Source organism: Enterobacter cloacae complex sp. XAL002, assembly GCF_049236805.1.
In the GTDB taxonomy this organism is placed as follows: Bacteria; Pseudomonadota; Gammaproteobacteria; order Enterobacterales; family Enterobacteriaceae; genus Enterobacter; species Enterobacter intestinihominis.
The window spans coordinates 130,892-148,619 of record NZ_JBMKJN010000009.1 but is presented as its reverse complement, the minus strand read 5'-3'; the positions used below and the strand labels follow the sequence as shown (position 1 = coordinate 148,619).

22 protein-coding genes are annotated in these 17,728 nt (G+C 52.4%); 21 read left to right on the top strand and 1 reads right to left on the bottom strand.

Going from position 1 to position 17,728, the window contains the following annotated elements:
• The first annotated feature begins 3 nt into the window (after positions 1-3).
• The 21 genes from ACOT0L_RS11140 to ACOT0L_RS11040 all read left to right on the top strand — a co-directional run bounded on the left by ACOT0L_RS11140 (position 4) and on the right by ACOT0L_RS11040 (position 15,978).
• The gene (locus ACOT0L_RS11140) at positions 4-456 is read left to right on the top strand and encodes a head completion/stabilization protein (RefSeq protein WP_045891406.1); all 453 of its coding nucleotides are present in this window, start codon (positions 4-6) and stop codon (positions 454-456) included.
• Positions 453-959, top strand: a complete 507-nt coding sequence (locus tag ACOT0L_RS11135) for a phage tail protein (protein ID WP_032657743.1) — start codon at positions 453-455, stop codon at positions 957-959. The genes ACOT0L_RS11140 and ACOT0L_RS11135 overlap by 4 nt, the downstream gene beginning before the upstream one ends.
• Positions 956-1,663: a hypothetical protein gene (locus ACOT0L_RS11130; protein ID WP_058663725.1), complete on the top strand. Its 708-nt coding sequence runs from the start codon at positions 956-958 to the stop codon at positions 1,661-1,663. Before ACOT0L_RS11135 ends, ACOT0L_RS11130 begins: the two co-directional genes overlap by 4 nt.
• Positions 1,660-2,787, top strand: coding sequence for a DUF2586 domain-containing protein (locus ACOT0L_RS11125; protein ID WP_032657748.1), 1,128 nt, complete (start codon positions 1,660-1,662; stop codon positions 2,785-2,787). The genes ACOT0L_RS11130 and ACOT0L_RS11125 overlap by 4 nt, the downstream gene beginning before the upstream one ends.
• Positions 2,784-3,239 (top strand): phage protein, encoded by a 456-nt coding sequence (locus tag ACOT0L_RS11120; protein ID WP_032657750.1) that lies wholly within the window; start codon positions 2,784-2,786, stop codon positions 3,237-3,239. Before ACOT0L_RS11125 ends, ACOT0L_RS11120 begins: the two co-directional genes overlap by 4 nt.
• A gap of 9 nt (positions 3,240-3,248) precedes the next feature.
• Positions 3,249-3,536 carry a phage holin family protein gene (locus ACOT0L_RS11115; protein WP_032657752.1) on the top strand — a complete coding sequence of 96 codons (288 nt, stop codon included), beginning with the start codon at positions 3,249-3,251 and terminating at the stop codon, positions 3,534-3,536.
• Positions 3,533-3,874 carry a M15 family metallopeptidase gene (locus ACOT0L_RS11110; protein WP_032657755.1) on the top strand — a complete coding sequence of 114 codons (342 nt, stop codon included), beginning with the start codon at positions 3,533-3,535 and terminating at the stop codon, positions 3,872-3,874. The genes ACOT0L_RS11115 and ACOT0L_RS11110 overlap by 4 nt, the downstream gene beginning before the upstream one ends.
• The gene (locus ACOT0L_RS11105) at positions 3,874-4,242 is read left to right on the top strand and encodes a hypothetical protein (protein ID WP_032657757.1); all 369 of its coding nucleotides are present in this window, start codon (positions 3,874-3,876) and stop codon (positions 4,240-4,242) included. The genes ACOT0L_RS11110 and ACOT0L_RS11105 overlap by 1 nt, the downstream gene beginning before the upstream one ends.
• 119 nt (positions 4,243-4,361) lie before the next feature.
• The gene (locus ACOT0L_RS11100; protein ID WP_063135641.1) at positions 4,362-4,622 is read left to right on the top strand and encodes a putative phage tail assembly chaperone; all 261 of its coding nucleotides are present in this window, start codon (positions 4,362-4,364) and stop codon (positions 4,620-4,622) included.
• Positions 4,619-4,813, top strand: a complete 195-nt coding sequence (locus ACOT0L_RS11095; RefSeq protein ID WP_395314218.1) for a DUF6890 family protein — start codon at positions 4,619-4,621, stop codon at positions 4,811-4,813. Before ACOT0L_RS11100 ends, ACOT0L_RS11095 begins: the two co-directional genes overlap by 4 nt.
• Positions 4,810-7,122: a phage tail tape measure protein gene (locus tag ACOT0L_RS11090; RefSeq protein ID WP_063444150.1), complete on the top strand. Its 2,313-nt coding sequence runs from the start codon at positions 4,810-4,812 to the stop codon at positions 7,120-7,122. The genes ACOT0L_RS11095 and ACOT0L_RS11090 overlap by 4 nt, the downstream gene beginning before the upstream one ends.
• On the top strand, positions 7,119-7,448 hold the full coding sequence (locus tag ACOT0L_RS11085) for a DUF2590 family protein (protein WP_062939446.1): 330 nt from the start codon (positions 7,119-7,121) through the stop codon (positions 7,446-7,448). Before ACOT0L_RS11090 ends, ACOT0L_RS11085 begins: the two co-directional genes overlap by 4 nt.
• Positions 7,445-8,629, top strand: coding sequence for a baseplate J/gp47 family protein (locus ACOT0L_RS11080; protein WP_126503605.1), 1,185 nt, complete (start codon positions 7,445-7,447; stop codon positions 8,627-8,629). The genes ACOT0L_RS11085 and ACOT0L_RS11080 overlap by 4 nt, the downstream gene beginning before the upstream one ends.
• Entirely contained in the window at positions 8,622-9,209 is a 588-nt protein-coding gene (locus ACOT0L_RS11075; protein ID WP_032657774.1) for a hypothetical protein, read from the top strand. The genes ACOT0L_RS11080 and ACOT0L_RS11075 overlap by 8 nt, the downstream gene beginning before the upstream one ends.
• Before the next feature lie 9 nt (positions 9,210-9,218).
• Positions 9,219-11,678: a phage tail protein gene (locus ACOT0L_RS11070; protein WP_126503607.1), complete on the top strand. Its 2,460-nt coding sequence runs from the start codon at positions 9,219-9,221 to the stop codon at positions 11,676-11,678.
• Position 11,679: 1 nt separating this feature from the next.
• Entirely contained in the window at positions 11,680-12,114 is a 435-nt protein-coding gene (locus ACOT0L_RS11065) for a tail fiber assembly protein (RefSeq protein WP_032657776.1), read from the top strand.
• Positions 12,104-12,829, top strand: coding sequence for a hypothetical protein (locus ACOT0L_RS11060; protein ID WP_044857639.1), 726 nt, complete (start codon positions 12,104-12,106; stop codon positions 12,827-12,829). The genes ACOT0L_RS11065 and ACOT0L_RS11060 overlap by 11 nt, the downstream gene beginning before the upstream one ends.
• Positions 12,801-13,349: a protein phage gene (locus tag ACOT0L_RS11055; protein WP_032657780.1), complete on the top strand. Its 549-nt coding sequence runs from the start codon at positions 12,801-12,803 to the stop codon at positions 13,347-13,349. The genes ACOT0L_RS11060 and ACOT0L_RS11055 overlap by 29 nt, the downstream gene beginning before the upstream one ends.
• 2 nt (positions 13,350-13,351) lie before the next feature.
• Positions 13,352-15,028 (top strand): hypothetical protein, encoded by a 1,677-nt coding sequence (locus ACOT0L_RS11050; protein ID WP_126503609.1) that lies wholly within the window; start codon positions 13,352-13,354, stop codon positions 15,026-15,028.
• Between the two features lie 37 nt (positions 15,029-15,065).
• Positions 15,066-15,443, top strand: coding sequence for a hypothetical protein (locus ACOT0L_RS11045; RefSeq protein WP_154818586.1), 378 nt, complete (start codon positions 15,066-15,068; stop codon positions 15,441-15,443).
• Positions 15,444-15,645: 202 nt separating this feature from the next.
• Positions 15,646-15,978, top strand: a complete 333-nt coding sequence (locus ACOT0L_RS11040; protein ID WP_032657788.1) for a hypothetical protein — start codon at positions 15,646-15,648, stop codon at positions 15,976-15,978.
• Positions 15,979-16,048: 70 nt separating this feature from the next.
• Here ACOT0L_RS11040 and ACOT0L_RS11035 read toward each other — a convergent pair whose 3' ends face one another.
• Positions 16,049-17,623 carry an AAA family ATPase gene (locus ACOT0L_RS11035; protein ID WP_032657791.1) on the bottom strand — a complete coding sequence of 525 codons (1,575 nt, stop codon included), beginning with the start codon at positions 17,621-17,623 and terminating at the stop codon, positions 16,049-16,051.
• Positions 17,624-17,728: the final 105 nt, after the last annotated feature.

Here is a 17,728-nt window from a genome sequence, read left to right as displayed (position 1 = left end):
GCCATGTTTAGTGGAAAGCCGCTTGATTATCAGGACGAGCCGCTAAAAAACGAAGGATTCTGGCCAGACCTGAACCTGAAGGATTTTCAGGCACAGCGAGCGATCCCGGCTGATGTTGAGGCGGACACCGTTGCCCAGGCGCTGCTTGCGGCCGTGGCGGAGGTGAATGCGGAGCTGGAAAAAGTGGAAGCCAGCTGGAAGGCAAAAGGGGTTCTGAGCGCAGGGGACGCGCCGGGGGCACGGATGGGGGAGCTAAACGCCCTCTGTGCGCAGTACATGAAGGCGGTTTTTGCCAGGGCAAAAGCGGACCTGTTGGGGGAGTTTGCCACCGTTGGGCGGCGTGACTCTCACCCAGGCCAGGAAAGCACGGAAACCCGCGCCGGGTTACTGGCAGAAGCATCTGTTGTGATCCGCCGTATGAAGGGGCTGAAAAGAGCAACGGTGAAGAAGGTATGAACCAGACACAGCTTGAAAACCTGACGGCGTTCTTTACCAGCAACGTGCCAGCCCGTGCGATGAAGGCTTTTGGCAGCGTTGTGGATGAAATGGAGTTCGTACCGGCTGCAAAGGATTTGGGGCTGGGGCAGTACCGCCAGGCGGTGATCCGCTATGACGCGGTACTGAGCTGGGAGCGTTTCCCGTATCGCCTGTGCCCGCCGCAGCTGCTTATGTCGCTGATGGCTGCCTGGCTCGATGAGGCAGACAGGGAGCTGCTGGACGAAATCGGGGTAACTGAGGCCGATCCGCAGTGGGATGTGTCGGTGGCCGATGAAGAAACCGCCGATATTGTCCTGACGGTTCCCATGGCGGAAGAGCTGGTGATCCGTGAGGACGAAAAGGGATTAATCCCCTGGCAGGGAAAGCGCTGGTCTCTGGCTGAGCCGGAGATCTGGACGGCGCTGACGGCGACGGTTTACGGCGTGGATGAATCCGGTGCGCCTGTAGGCGATGCCTCGTGATTGCCGGAGGGGAGCTTAACAAGCGCCAGCTGGCGGAGCTGAAAAAGGCGCTGGCCAGCATGGAGCTGCCGCCCAAAAAACGACAGCGGCTGCTGTGGCGAATGGCGAAATATGGCGTTATTGCCGCTGCCAAGCGCAACGTGCGGAACCAGGAAACGCCGGACGGGGAAGGCTGGGAAGGGCGCAAAACGAAGCGCAAAGGCAAGATGCTGCGCAATATGCCGAAACTGCTGCATATCCGGGAAATGCCTGAAATTCAGGCCGTGCGGATTTACTTGCAGGGTGGCGGCTACCGGAACGGGGATAAACCTGTACCCGCTGGCACTGTGGGGTATTCACAGCAGAACGGTATGCGCGTTCGTGTGAGTCGCGCCAGCCAGCCGGGAAAGGTACAGGCGGGAAAGATGGCCACCGCTGCGCAGGCAAAGAAACTGCGCGCGCTGGGCTACCGGGTGCGACGGGGTAAACGCTGGAAAAAACCCACAATCCGGGAAATAACCAGCGAAATGCCATACGGACAGGCGGGTTTGCTTATCCGGAAGCTAAGCGGCAAGGCTGTAAAAACGAGCTGGACTATCGATCTCCCTTCCCGCGTATTTCTGGGAATGGGTGATGAAGATTTTAACAAGGCGCTGGCACGCCAGCTTCAGGCCATCGGCTTTGGCTGGGATGTGAATGCGCAGGATATCAGGGGGAGAACATGACCTGGCCAAATGTGACCGTTAACCAGGTAAACCAGCTACTGGGCGAGACCAATGAGGTGGAACGCACGGTGCTGTTTATCGGTACGGGAACCAAAAATACAGGCAAGACCCTGGCTGTGAACACCCAGAGCGATTTTGACGCGCTTCTGGGTGAGGCGGACAGCCAGTTAAAACGGGATGTTCTGGCGGCAATGTCGAATGCTGGCCAGAACTGGTGGGGGTTCGTCCATGTGCTGGCAGCTGACAGCGAGCCGGATGCGTGGGTTAAAGCGGTGCTGGCCGCGCAGGTGTCGTGCTCTGTTGAAGGTGTGGTGCTGTGCAATGACATTTCCACAAAGGCGGAGATTAACCAGGCCGTTAAGCTGCGCGCGGATCTGATCGCCAAATATGGCCGCTGGGTGTGGTTCATTCTGGCCACACAGGGAATACAGGAAGAGGAGGGACAGGCGGATTACCTTGCGCGCGTGGCCATCCTCCAGGACGGCATTGCGGAAAAAGCGGTGCAGCTGGTTCCCCGGCTCTGGGGGAATGAACCGGGCGTGCTGGCTGGCCGTCTGTGTAACCGTGCCGTCACCGTGGCGGACAGTCCGGCGCGTGTAAAAACGGGGGCACTTGTCAGCCTGGGCAGTGATGAACTGCCGCTGGATGGCACAGGGGCGGTGCTAGAGCTGGCCACGCTTCAGGCGCTGGAGGCGCAGCGCTTCAGCGTGCCGATGTGGTATCCGGACTATGACGGGTTCTACTGGTCAGACGGCCGCACGCTGGACGTGGAAGGGGGCGATTATCAGTCCATCGAGACGCTGCGCGTGGCCGATAAAGCCGCACGCCGGGTGCGTCTGCTGGCCATCGGCAAAATTGCAGACCGTTCGCTTAACAGCACACCGGGCAGCATTGCCGCACACCAGACGCTGTTTGCGAAGCCGCTGCGCGAAATGTCCACGGCAGCAAACATCAACGGGGTTTCATTCCCCGGCGAAGTGAAGCCGCCGCAGGATGGTGATGTGACCATTGTCTGGAAAAACAAAAAGGCGGTGGAGATTTACATTGTAGTGCGCACCTGGGAAGTGCCGCTGCAAATCACCATTAGTCTGTTACTGGATGCCAGCCTGGAGGTCGCCGCATGAGTAAGCGTATTTCGGGAATGTCGTTTGATTCATACGTTGACGGCGATCTGATCCACATCGAGAAAATTTCTCTCGATATCACGGACAACAGCGCCGCCGCGCAGACCCGTGGCGTGCCGGATGGACACGTAGATGGTGATGTGGCCGCTGAGGGTGAAATTGAAGTCAGTTCCAAAGTGCTGAGCGTGCTGACGGCAAAAGCGCGATCGGCAGGTTCCTGGCGCGGTATTGAACCTGTGGATTTCCTCTTCTATGCCAAAGCCGGTAATGAGGAAGTTAAGGTGGAGACGTTCGGCTGCAAACTTCAGCTGAGTAACCTGCTGGATATCGATCCGAAGGGTGGCAGCGTGGCCACGCACAAAATCAAATACTTTGTGACCAGTCCAAAGTTCGTAAACATCAACGGCGTTCCGTATCTGGAAGCGGAAGCCACGGAAAACCTGATCGGGTAAGGGGCAGGGATGCAGGAGTACGAAAAAGGCGCTCTGACGCTGGCGGTTATGGGGGCGCTTATCGCGCTGGGTAAGCTACTGTCCAGCAATGAGCCTGTTACGGCACGGCTGGCCATCGGGCGTGTCATTGTCGGGAGTGCGCTTTCTGTGGCGGCGGGTTCGGCGCTGTATCTGGTTCCGGAGCTTCACCCGCTGGCGCTTCTGGGGATTGGTTCAGCGCTGGGGCTGGCCGGGCTTCAGGGGGTTGAGCTTTGGCTCAAACGTAAAGGGATTAACGCAGGGGCGGGTAAATTATGACGTTAAGTGAAAAACAGCAGCTGTTTACCGTGATGGTGGGCAATCTGATCCACTGGGCTGAAGAGCACGGCTATCGTCTGACGTTTGGCGAGGCGTACCGCACGCCGGAACAGGCCGCGCTGAACGCTAAAAAGGGCAGCGGTATCACCAACAGTCTGCATACCCAGCGCCTGGCCGTGGACTTTAATCTGTTCGTGAATGGCCAGTACAAAACAGACACTGCCGATTATCTCCCACTGGGTGAATACTGGGAATCGCTGGGCGGTACGTGGGGCGGCCGCTTTAAATCCCGTCCGGACGGTAATCACTTCAGTCTGGAGCATAACGGGGTGCGCTGATGACAAACGGCCAGTGGCTGGTAGTGGTTGCGCTGGCATTTGTCTGGGGCTGGCTGACCGCTGACTGGCGGCGTGACAGTCTGGAGCTGGCGATCAACTCCGCCGCACAGGTTGCGGGTAACAAGTCCCAAAAGGCGATGCTGGAGATTGCCAGCGAATCCGCCAGGGGGCTGGAAGATAAGCTGGAGGCGCTGGAAAGTGGCAGACCGAAGGAGATCAGAACAGAAATTCTTAAGCCGGTTTTCACTAATGTTTGCGTGTCTGATGATTTTATCCGGATGTATAACGCAACCGTCGAAAATACCGAGCGTACCTTATCAGGAAAACCTGAAGCGAAAATGCCCAACGGAAAATCTTCCTCGCATTAAAGGTAATACCGGGGCGGATATTGCTGCCCCTGCTATTGAATATCAGGATTTATATTCTGTGTGTGCAGCACGTCATAACGCGCTGATAGATGAAATAAACAAACGAGAGAGTGTATTAAATGGAACAGAAAATTAATCTTGTTGTATGTGGTAAAGAAATTGTTTTCGCACCTAATCAGACCGCCTATAACAAATTCATTAATGAAATGTCGATGGATAACAAAGTTGCCCCGGCGCATAACTACCTGACCCGCATCGTGGAGCCGGAGAGTAAAGACGCGCTGGTCGAGCTTTTAAAACGTCCGGGTGCAGCATTGCAGCTGGCTGGCAAGGTAAATGAAATTTACGCACCTGAGCTGGAAATTGAAGTAAAAAACTGACAAAGCGAGTCCGGGCTATTGAAAGAAACGGACTCGATCAGTATTTAATTTTACGCCGCCACTATTTACCCCACGGGGAAGATTCTGTTGACGATATCGCCGCCGCTGTCTGGCTGGATAATCGTTTTTGGGAAAATATGCGCATTGCTACGGCAAATGGAATGAGCACTGCTTTTAAAGGCGCTGAATGAAACAGTTAGATTTTACATTAAGCCTGATCGATAAATTGTCCCGCCCTTTAAAACAGGTGCAGAACAATGTGACCGGCTTTGCGGAAAAATCAGCGGCAGCGTTTACGAAGATTGGCGGCGGCGTGCTGGCGCTGGCCGGAACGGGCATGGCCATCAAAGGCGCATTGTCCCCGGCCATAGAAATGTATGACGCACTGAACGAGGCGGCCGCAAAAGGTATCGACGATTCTGCGCTAAAAACCGTCCGGCGCGATGCGCTCATGTTCAGCACGACATACGGCGCCAGCGCCGTGGAGTTTGTTCAGTCCACTGAATCAATTAATGCGGCCATTGCCGGACTGACCGGGAATGAACTGCCGAAAGTGACCAAAGTCGCCAACGTCCTGGCGTTTGCCATGAAATCAACCGCGGCGGAAACGTCGGAGTTTATGGGGCAGATGTTCGGCAACTTTTCCTCTGATGCCGCCCGCCTGGGTAAAGTGCAGTTCGCTGAACAGCTGGCCGGAAAGATGGTTTATATGCGCAAGACGTTCGGCGCGGAAATGGGCACTATCAAAGACCTGATGGAAGGCGCGCGCGGCGTGGGAACCAACTACGGTGTCGGGCTGGATGAACAGCTGGCCGTTCTGGGGCAACTGAGCCGCACGCTGGGAACGGAAGCGAGCAGCGCTTACGAAGGCTTTATGACGGGCGCGATCGATGGCGCTAAAAAGCTGGGGCTGTCCTTTACTGACGCTACCGGAAAAATGCTGTCCATGCCTGAAATGCTGGCGAAGCTACAGGGCAAATATGGCAAGAGCCTGGAAGGGAACCTGAAGGCACAGGCGGAGCTGGATGAAGCCTTTGGGGACAGTTCGGCGGTGGTTAAGCAGCTGTATGGCAACGTGGCGCTACTTCAGCGGAATATCACCGAACTGGGCGGTGCTGACGGGCTGAAGCGCACCCAGGAAATGGCGGCCAGAATGGTGAAACCGTGGGATCGCTTTATTGCCATTCTGACGGCCATCAAAACCGTCATTGGCCTGACGCTGATCCCGGTACTGTATCCGCTGCTGAATCGCCTGGCAGATATGGGGCAAACCTTTGCCCGGTGGATGCAGCTGTTTCCCAACATCGCGCGGGTGGTGGGGTATGCCGCGTTAGCGCTGCTGAGTTTTGCCGCCGTGGGTGCTGTTGCCAATATCGTGATGGGCGTCAGTTCGTTTGTGATGATGGGCATGACGAAGGTGCTGGCGCCCATGGCCAGACTGCTGGGACTCAATCGCCTGGCAATGCTCGCCAGTAACGCCGTGACGCAGCTGTTTACTGCCGGGTTGCGGGGTTTGCGTGCCGCACTGCTCGCCGCCAGTATTGCCGCCCGTATGGGGTCTGCCTCGTTTTTACTGATGATTGCCCCGATTGCGGCTGTTGCCCTGGCCATTGCTGGCGTGGTGCTGGCGGTCATTAAGTTCTGGCAACCGATCAAGGCTTTCGTCAGCGGCTTTATCAGTGGTTTCAGCCAGGCCAGTGGCGCACTGACTCCGTTTAAAGGGCTATTCAGCGGCATCGCCACGGCGGTGGGCTGGGTCTGGAATGGCGTTAAAACGCTGTTTGGCTGGTTTGGCAACCTGCTTTCCCCGGTACAAATGACCGGGGAAAAACTGGCTGGCGTGACCAGCGCGGGGGAAACCTTTGGCCGTGTGGTGGCGGGGGCGGTTGGCATGGTTCTGACTCCGTTTGAGCTGGTTTATCGTTCCATTCAGACGGTCATTGAGATGTTCGGGATCGTTATTGAGGGCTGGGGTGATGTGGTTAACGCCTTTGATATTAATTCCCCTGTTGCCTCCTTTGAAAAAATGGCCAGCGTGATCGGTGGCGTTTTTGGGAAATTGTGGGACACCCTGAAAGGTTCATTTACCGGAACGTACAACTGGATTATTGAAAAGCTGAATAAAATTCCGGGCGTGGATATTGCCCTGGCTGCTGATTCAGGTTCGGGAGCAAATAAGGGAATCCCTTTCAACCCTAAACAGGTTGAACAGTCTGCGATTACTTCACCTGAAATAAAACAGGTTGAGTATGGCGGAAATATTACGCAGCAGTTAACGCAAAACACGTTATTACCTGAGCCACCGCCAGCAATTGCCCCCAGTGTGCTTTTAACTGGTGGGGAGCTTAAAGGCGTTGAGCGCGGCGGGATCAGTAAAACCATAAACAGCAATTCTAAATCTGTTACGGACAACAGCCGCAAAATTGACACGGTGAATATCTACCCGAAAGAAATGCTTTCACCGGGACAATTGCAGGAGTGGCAGGAGCTAAACCCATGAGTGATTTGCTTTACATCGATCTGCTGATTGAAAACGGTAATTTTGTTCTGAATACCGGGAAAGAGCCTGAGCTGTGTAATAACCGCAAAAGTATCGGGCAGGACATTATTCACAGCATTCTGGAAAGCGGTCTGGCCACGCAGCTGGTTGGCGAACGCAGCCCGACTTTACGCGCGGATATCTTCACGCAGCTGGAACTGCTGATTGAAGAAGATGAACGCATTGTGCCGGGTACGGTGGATGTGAGTGAGGAAAGCCCGAAGCGGTTATGGGTGACGGCGAGCACGTACGACTTTGGCGGAATATCAGCACAGGTGGAGCTATGACGGAAAAGCCGCAGGTTGATTTTGAAGAGGTGGTGAAGTCCAGCGGGATGCCCGTTACGGAAGAGGCGGTGCGCACCCGCTTCAACGCCATCGCCGCGCAGGAAGGGCTGATTACCAACACGTCGCGCATGTCTCCGTTCTGGCGGCTCATTACCGCCATTGTGACCGCGCCAGTAATGTGGCTGAAGGATGCGCTGGTTTCGGTGGTCATGACCAATATGTTTGTGGCCACAGCGGGTGGGCAGATGCTGCGTCTGCTGGCCTGGGCGGTGAATGTCACGGCTAAGCCTGCCAGCGCTGCGGAAGGTGTGATCCGCTTTTACAAGGAGGATTCAAAACAGGCCGTCACCGTGGCGGCGGGAACGGTAGTCCAGACCGAAAGGATTAACGGCAAGGTTTACGCCATGGCCACGGTCGCTGACGTGGTGATCCCGTCCGGCACGGCAAGTGCTTTGCTGGCCGTCAAAGCCACCGGAACGGGCGGGGCGTACAACCTTGCGCCGGGCTATTACCGCATTTTGCCCGTGGCCGTGGACGGTATCAGCCATGTGGCCAGTGAAGAGGACTGGCTGACCGTGCCGGGCGCGGATGAAGAAAGTGATGACGAGCTGCGCGAGCGCTGCCGGAACCAGTTCAACCTGGTGGGGAACTACCACACGGACGCGGTTTACCGTTCGATGATTGCGAGCGTGGCCGGACTGAGTATTGACCGGATTTTCTTTCTGCATGACGCGCCACGTGGTCCGGGTACAGCGAACGCGTATCTGTTGCTTGATAGCGGGGTCACGTCTGAGCCGTTTATTGAAGCGGTTAATGACTACATCAACACGCAAGGCCACCACGGGCACGGGGACGATATGCAGTGCTTTGCCATGCCGGAAACCCGCCACGATCTGAACGTGACGGTGTATGTCAGAAACCTGAGCAATCTTGACGAGGAACAGCAGGGCACGCTGAAGAAAGGGATTGAAAACCTGATCCGCTGCGCCTTCAGGGAAAACACGGATTATGACGTGAAAAAAACATGGCCATATTCCCGCTTTTCGTTTTCGCAGCTGGGGCGCGAGGTGCACAAAACCTTCCCGGATTCGGATTCCATCGAGTTTTCGCTGAAGGATATCACCAGCGATCTGAGCGTACCGCGCCTTAACTCCTTAACGGTGAGCCTGGAAGATGAATGATTTTCTGAAAAAACTGGCCAGCATGTCGCTGCCGTCCTGGATGAATAAAGGTGAGCCGCTGGCTTTACTGCGCACGGCGCGGACGTACTGGGCTGAGGTGTACAGCTGGATCACATGGCCATTACGTCAGTTTGATCCGCTGACCTGCATAGAGCCGGTACTCAATTTAATCGCGTATGACCGTGACATAAGCCGTTTCAGTGGCGAACCGCTGAGCCTGTACCGCAAGCGCGTGGCCTATGCCTTCATTAATGCGCGTGATGCGGGTTCCGTTGAAGGGTTCATAAACATCTTTTCACGGCTGGGGATTGGTTACGTGGAGCTGGTAGAACGCCAGCCGGACATCGACTGGGACGTGATCATGGTACGCGTCACGGACAGCCAGATTGCAGACAACACGCAGCTGATGATTCAGATAATCCGGCAGTACGGGCGAACCTGCCGCCGTTATCAGTTTGAAGTGATCACGTCTGAAAGCCTGGCTATCCGGGCGGGATGGGATCAGGGGGAATACGTGGTTTATCCGGCACGTCTGAACAGCACGGAAGCCAGTGGCGCAACGTTTAGCGCGAGTTTATAGGGAGAATTTATGTCACAGACAGCGATCACACTGGCCTTTGAGCAGTGGAAAGCAAGCCAGGCGGTAACGGGTGAAGCCGTTCTGCTGGATGAATTTGTTTTTGCCAACGTGCCGGGGCTGGATGCCACTAAGCCCGTTGACCGCAAGGAAACACTGCCACCTGCCGCGCAAATCGTTCACCGCCAGGCCGTCAGCCGTAAAGGTGTGGTCAATGAAAATGCCGTGGTTCACTCCGTTGTACTGGGCGCGGAAGTGGGTGATTTTTCGTTTAACTGGATCGGCCTGATTAACAAGGCGAGCAACACGCTGGCCATGATTGTTCATGCGCCGCTACAGCAGAAGCTGAAAACGAAGGATGGACAGCAGGGTAATGTGCTCACCCGTTCGTTTTTGATGGAGTACAACGGCGCACAGGCTGAGACCGGAATCAACACGCCAGCGGAAACCTGGCAGATTGACTTCACCGCACGTATGGCCGCAATGGATGAACGTCAGCGCATGGAAAATATCGACCTGTACGGCGCGGCGGCTTTCATGGGTAATGGCTGGCTTGTCGCAAAGAACGGCTCACAATATTTCGTGACGGCCGGGGTGGGATATGTGCGCGGGTTGCGCGCGCAGCTGGCGGCTAACCAGAATATTTCTGTTCCGGCTAAACCAGCAAAAGTCTGGCTGGATGTGGCATGGACGGGAACGCTGACCAGCGCCTGGGGTGTGGCCAGCAAAATTACAGTGGCGGCTGACCTGGCTGATTATGTGCAAAACGGTGTGCAGCATTACGTTTTTGCCGTGGCAAGTATTGATGCGAATGGCAATATTACCGATCTGCGCCCGACAGGTGATCTTGCTGACCAGGCGTTAAAGGCACATGAAAAATCGCGTAACCATCCTGATGCCACTACTACCGAGAAGGGATTCACAAAGTTAAGTAGCGCGACGGATAGCACGTCTGAGGCAATGGCTGCGACACCTAAAGCGGTTAAAGCGGCATACGACAAAGGCAAGGCCGCAGATGACAATGCGAACGGACGCGTGCCACAAACGCGAAAAGTGAACGGGCATGAGCTTAAATCTGATTTTAATATCACCCCTGGCGATATTTTTAAACTTTCTACGGGGATTGGTGGCAACGCTGATTTAAACAACTTCACCGAACCGGGATTGTATTACCAGCCAGCGAACGCTCAGGCACAAACCGGGAAAAACTATCCGGAGGCAAACGCCGGTTCGCTGGAAGTCTATAAACATGCGGGTATTACGCAGATTTACCGGGTTTACAATGGTTCCCGTACGTACATCCGTACCCTTTACAGCGGTGTGTGGTCAGCCTGGGTAAAACAATATGACGCGGCAAATAAACCCTCTGCCGGGGATGTTGGTGCGATTCCTCTGACCGGAAGTGCCGAGGTTAAAGGTCTGATTAGAAATGCTGCTGAGTTTCAGTCAACATCTGCAAACAGTTTCCGTATTGCGTACGGTGATTACGGAACATTCTGGCGTAATGACGGAAATAACCTTTATCTGATGCTCACCAATAAAGGAGATGCTTATGGATCTTATAACGCGCTTCGTCCGTTGTGGGTTAATTTGGCAACAGGTGCATTACAGACGGGTACGCCGTTAACCGTTAATAATACAATTAATGCGGATAAAGAAGTTACAGCGGGTTATACCGGACCATTTGCCTGGGCTGAGCAGTACAAAGCTAAAGCACCGTTCTTTAACTCATATTCCACAACCGGAGCGAGTGAATACCATCCGGTAATTAAACAGCAGGCAACCATTGCGGGGAAAAACTCATGGGCTTTCTCCTTAGGGTCTCTTGTCGCGGGAGATGAACTTTCATGGCATCTACACATGAAAGGCAGTGGTGGGCAAGAGGTGAATTTTAAATGGGACACCAAAGGGAATTTTAACGCGCCAGGGCAAGTTAATCCGGGCAGTTATGCCAACTTTGATTCGCGTTATTACACTAAATCGCAAACGGATGCGGGTTATATGCCGAAAACGGGCGCGTACACCAAAGCGGAGAGTGACGGACGTTTCCAGCCAAAAGGGAGCTATACCCCAGCTGGACAGGCTTATACAAAAGCAGAGTCTGACGGGCGTTTCCAGCCAAAAGGCAATTACACCCCGGCAGGTCAGGCGTACACCAAAGCAGAATCCGACGCGCGTTATGGGGTAGGTAAAACGACTACGGGAAATAACAGTGCGTACTATACACATGGCAATGGTGCTGTATTTATGCAGTCTATGAGGAATATCTCTGTCGGCAATAATGCCACCGTGACTGTAACACTGCCCACGTCATTCCCTAACGGGATTCTGGGTATAGGTTCAAGCTATTACGGAACGGGCGGGAATAACTCCGCGTCATACTGGTTCTGTACGCCTGTGGGTAAAAACCAGGTGAAAATCCAGACTCATAACTGTAGTGGTACATTCTTCTTAAACGTTACGGGCTACTGAAATGGACAAGTTTTTTAGCAATTCAGAAAATAGTTTTTATCTTGAGGAAACCGTCAATTCTTATGAGGAGCAGGGTATTCCTGTTCCCTCTGACCTGAAAAAAATTACTGACGAAGAATATGAAACTTTTATGGTTTCACCTGACAGGAAAGCGCCATATTACAGCCTAAAATCAAAATGTATGGTGTGGGTTGATATTGCGCCACCTACGCGGGAAGAGGAAATTGAAAGCGCAGAGTTATTAAAGGCGCAGCTGTTGGCTGGCGCGGCAGAAGCTATTTCCCCGCTTCAGGATGCTGTTGATTTGTCTATGGCTTCTGAGGCGGAAACAGCAAGTCTGTCGGCATGGAAAAAATACCGGGTATTACTTAACCGTGTTGATACCAGTAAGGCACCTGATATTGAGTGGCCAGAGGTGCCTGGCAATGTGGCGTGAAGCACGAATTGCATTCAGTGATTCCGTGGCCGCGCTGAATTGTTCCGTTATCCCGGTACATCCCTGGGTGTACGGGGTAGGGCAACAGACAGAAAACGGCGCGTATCTCAGCCCGGTAAACGCGATCAACTACCTGGCTGACAAGCTGGCCGGAACGGGCGGGGCGGCGGATATCGTGATCATGATGGTTTCTGGCCAGACGCATGACAGCTTTATGGCCAGCCTGAACAAGCTTGTGGATGTATTCCCCAGCCCGGCATTTACCCAGGTGCGGAGGCTGGCGCAGTCCGCCGCGCAGCTGGCTGCGGAGAAGATGCAAATTCCGGCGAAATACAGTCAGAGTTTACCCGCGGCGATCCCGCTTTCTGTGCCTACAAGCCGCACTGCTCTGGCGGCCGCTGCGGTGAAGAAAGCCCAGCAGGAGGCCGCAGCCGTCGCGGATTTGACGGGCGTAAAAAAGCTGATGGGGGATTTTAAACAGCAGCGCGAAAGCCTGATTTCTGGCATTGCCAGCGGATTAGCGGATTTGCAGGGAAAAAGCGCCAGGGCATGGGTGTTTACTGCCAGCGGCGATCTGCCGTCCACGCTTCTGGAGCTGGTAAAAGGGATTCCGCTTCAGTCCTCTGTGTACACCGCCGCCATGATGCTGGTTGGCGACAATCTCGACGGCATAAAAGGAATGATACATGACCTCGAACCCGACACTGGCGCTTAACGGTGAAGCCATTCTGCTGAAGAACATGCGCGTGACCGTATCGCAGCAATTCCAGGACAAAGACCAGTCCGGCCAGACGAGTGCAACCACGAAATCCGAGCAGGGCATCAAAGGCAAGGAGCTGCGCGTTTCCGGCGAAATTCCGTATAAAAATCCGGAGATCCTGCGCCGTATTTTTGAGCTGGCCAGCGCGACGGAGGCCAGCGGCCAGCGCCAGAAATACCGCGTTGCACATGAGGCGGCGCGGGCGGTGAATTTCCGTGAGGCGATTTTTACCGGAACACTGGACGCGCCGCCGCAGGACGGGCGCATGTCCTGGCTGGTTACATTCACCCTGACCGAACATGTCAGCGTGCAGGAAAAACGCGAGGCCAGGGCAAGCGGCAAAACCAAAGCCGTGAAGCAAACGGCGGGAAGCGGCGGAGGCCAGAACGGTGGCCAGGCTGCTGGCGAGGATGAAGAAAAACTGACGTGGTTTGAAAGCAACGTACTCAAGCCCGTAAATGACGCACTGGCATAATCATGAAACCGATTAAACGTTTATATCTTTCAACGGATGAAATTCACCTGGCTGATGCCAGCCTGGTGCTGGAGCTGAACAGCTGTGGCCGGGGGTTTATTACGGCCGGAACAGCGCAGGACTATACGGGGAAGCTGGTGCGTCTCGATGTGGGTTACACCGATCTGGTGTTGCGCTGGTTTACCGGGTACGTGGAACGCTCGCAACCTGCTGAAAACGGCTTTCAGCGTCTCTTTGTTCGTGAGCTGGTCGGCGTATTTGAACGCCTCTGGCCATGTTCGTTTCAGCACCCCACGCTGCGCGATGTGGCCAGCTGGCTTACAGAGCACAGCGGCCTGACCTTCAGCGTGCCGGATACAGAATATTCAGACCGTCCGATCCCACATTTCACCCACAGCGGGACGGGGTATCAGCTGCTGGATAATCTCGGAAAGGCTTTCGGCATTACGGATTACGTCTGGTATCAGCTGCCGGACGGCGCGGTATATGTTGGCGGCGCGGAAAAAGCCCTGTTTGCTGGTCGCCCGATTGAGATCCCACATGAATTTAATCAGGGGGCGGCCGGGGGGAACTCAATGACGCTTCCCCTGGTGCAGAGTCTGCGCCCCGGCGTGGAGCTGAATGGGGAACGGGTGACAAAAGTCCACCTGCAAAATGACACGATGGCTGTCACCTGGACACCCCGCAACCGTGCGACGGGTAAGCCACTGCAAAAAACACCCGTTCAGCGTCAGATTGAAAGCCATTATCCGGAGCTGGCATCCGGGATGCATTTGCCAAAGTTTGGCCGTGTGATGAATCCCGTTGAGGCAGTGAAAAGCGGCAATTTCTCCGATCCGTTCCGTCCCCGCTATGCGGTTGACGTGCAGCTGCTGGACGCGGACGGCAACCCGGAAAAAGACACGCCTGTTTATTCGGCCGTTCCGCTACCGGTTCCTATGGCGGGTAATGATTCGGGGATGTTCCAGTTTCCGCCTGAAGGAACGCTGGTCGAAATCGCTTTTACTGGCGGACGGCCGGATAAGCCTTTTGTGCGGCAGACCGTGCCGGACGGAACCAGCCTCCCGGATATCCAGCCTGGCGAACAGCTGCAACAGCAGCGCGCGGAAGTGTCGCAGCGCGTCACCCAGGCGGGGGACTGGGTGAGGCAGACAGACCAGACGATCAGTGAAACCTCAATGGCGCGGGTGGTTAAGGCCGATACAGAACAGCGCGAGCTGGTCAGCCGGGACACCACAGTTAAGGCCACGGATAAAATTACCGTGCTGGGCACATCCACATTGCTGGCCGGAGCCATTCAGCAGGTGTGCACGGGGGATTACAGCCAGGCTGTGAATAACCGCGTGGCGAGTATCGGCGGCAATGATGAAACAGACATAGCCGGGAGCCAGACAGTCACAACGGGTAAAGACCTGATTGAGAAAATTGGCCAGATACGTAAAAGTGTGGCGGCCGTGCAACAGCAAATTATTGCCCCTGTGGTGTGGATTGGCTCTGGCACTATCAATGTGGCACAGCTGATGCTGGACACGCTCGACGTGGTTAAAGAGCTGGCAGAGCAAACGGCAAGCCACACGCACAGCAATACGGGAGCACCGACCAACGCGGGAGCAATCCGGAACACCGGAGCGAAAGCGGACACGCTGAACGGCAAATACTCCCCGGTGATTGGCAAGTAAACCAGTCCAGAACATAACCCGCGAAAGCGGGTTTTTTATGTCCTTCATCCCCTGGCGGGGATATCTCTTTTCTTACCTCTTAAGCGGCTATCGCTACGCGCTGTCAGCGGCGCTCTGGCGCGTTCAGCCTTTTCGCACACTCAGAGCCACCCTTAAAACAGATCGTGTCCACAGCGGGGCGCTGGCGCGTCACAGCACGGCCAAAAAAATCTTTAGCAGACCAAAATCGCACTACACCGCACCCGCCTGCGGTTTTTGGATCATAAAAATTTTTCAGTTTTATTTTTCTACAAACCAGACCGCCAGACCGCGCCAGTGCTGGCGGCTTTGCGGAAAACCCGAACTGAAAAGATTGAAAAGAATTTCAGTGTTTTTCACTTTTATGGATCTGTGGAGGATCGAAGTAAAATTGTAACTACAAGATAAATAAAGAGAAAATTAATTTTACGTGTGTTTGAAGGATCGTTTTTATTTTATGGCCATGGTCAGACTGTCAAAGCTAAAGCAAGAACTGGCGCGGCTCTGGGGCAGACAGAAATCTACTGGCAAACTGAAAAACTTACGCACTATAATACTGGTTATGCATACAGTATTTGTTTTGTAAAGAGGACGAGGCAATGGGCAAAATTTCAATTAGCGGAGCGGTTTTTATCTTTCTGGACAGAGGCGAAAATCTAAAGGATTCTGACTACCTTCCCAGTACAGGAACGCCTGACCAAAAATATGTGTTGTGGCCACACGGTGAAGGATGGGACGTACGTTATCTGGAGTTCGGTACGAGAGGGATTGAGTGGTTGCCGATTGCAGAACAACTTTTCGCCGATGAGCCGGAGGCATGGCAAGCGGCATATGAACATTGGATGGAAAATTGTAGGCAATGGGAGAATATGTTGACTACTTCAGGTGCTGATAAGTGGCAATATCTTTTAAGTCATTCAATAAATATATAAAATTATAATCAAGTAGTTGAAATCCAATAAGATAAATAAAAAGGCGTGATTATCACGCCTTAGTGATGAATTAAATTACAGCAATTGCTTTGTGTATCTCTACCCGAATGTCCCTTATATAGAAATCCCACTTTTCGCTATATTTGCTAATAAAGTTTAGAACCTTGTACTCAATATTATCAAGCCTAGCCCTTCTAGCTAATTCAGGATAATAATCATGATAATCTGTAAGCGCACCGATACTTTGAGAATGTTTTTTGAGATTTACAAACATCGTTTTATCATTATCAGTCACACCATTTTCATCTATTGCTTCAAACCATAAGCGATGATTTTTTTCAGGTGATCCTTTTACGTCTGTTATATCTAAATTAAACTGAAAAATTCTTGATAAAACTTCTTCTTTTTCGACTCTTTTATCAGTTCCTGAAAGAACTTTATTGACCATCTTAGTTTTTTCAGGAGGAGTGATATAGTAATCTCCATCTAAAATGGCTAAACTGGTATCGATTCTTTTTTCTGTAAGTTTCAGACCTGATAAAATCACAGCGGAGTTTTCTGCTGAACCAAAAAGAGAGATATCAACTTTATCGTTTAAACCTTCACTTTCAATTAATATGTTTATTGCTGTCTTTGCTAAGTTATCTTCTACAAAGACATTGACCATATCGGGTTCAACATCAGTTATCTGTCTTAAAGCATCAGCTGATACACCTGGATATGCTTCTATCCCATTCCCTATGTTCCAAATGCTGATAATATTAATCTGGTTTTTAAAGTTGATTACTGACTCTCTATGCGTAGTAAATACAACCTCAAAGCACATAGCCTTACTTTCTTTGATTAAGAAACTAATAAGTTCCTGAAATGCTCGTTCATGCAGTAAAACATCTATTTCATCAATTATTAAGTAACCATTCCGATTTAGTTTTCCACTATAGACGTGTTTAACAATCTCGAAAACTCTTTTTTCTCCTGCGCCCATTGTATGTTCTGTGTATTCAATATCGCCTTTAACCATCCCTATGAACTTTTTATTGCCTTTAAGTGTATGGCATTCAAATAAATCTTTGTAATCAGCATCAAGGATTTTGTTCAAAGCTAAAATCATCTTGTCCTTGATTGTCTTTTCGTAAATGTCCACCCTTTTATATTCTGCATATCTTGAAGCTCCAGTGTTGTCGGCTAAGGTGGCTAGATTTTGTAAACCGATATATATGGATTCTCTTTCGAGTCTTCGTGCGTAAACTGGTGTCCAGCGTTTATCCTTTCCATAAATAATATCTTTTTTATCATCTATTGCGATTCCTTCAAAAGAAACTGTTCCTCCGTTATATTTTATTTCTCCAGCGCGGAAAACAACCGAGAATTTACTATCCTGCCAGTTGTTTTCATTGTGCGGGGTAAAAAAGTCCGAGAACCTATTATTTTCTTTCGAAGATTTTTCAAGTGGTTTGAAAACGCAAGAGAGAGCATGAAGGATAGTTGACTTACCAGATCCGTTAATCCCCATGATAGCGGTTACAGATTTATCTTCAGGGAAGGAAATTGGGCAGTTATTAATACCTTTCAATTTTTCTATATTAATGCTCTTTATTCTATATGATAAATTTTGGGGTTTATCGGTTTTTACTCTTTTAGCCATGTTAGGATCCATTCTAATTGCTTGTGTATAGTATGTTCTCAAAACCAAAAAGCAGCCATTAGCATAACAGTAAACTTCCTTTAGGAGTAAGGGGAGATCGAACAG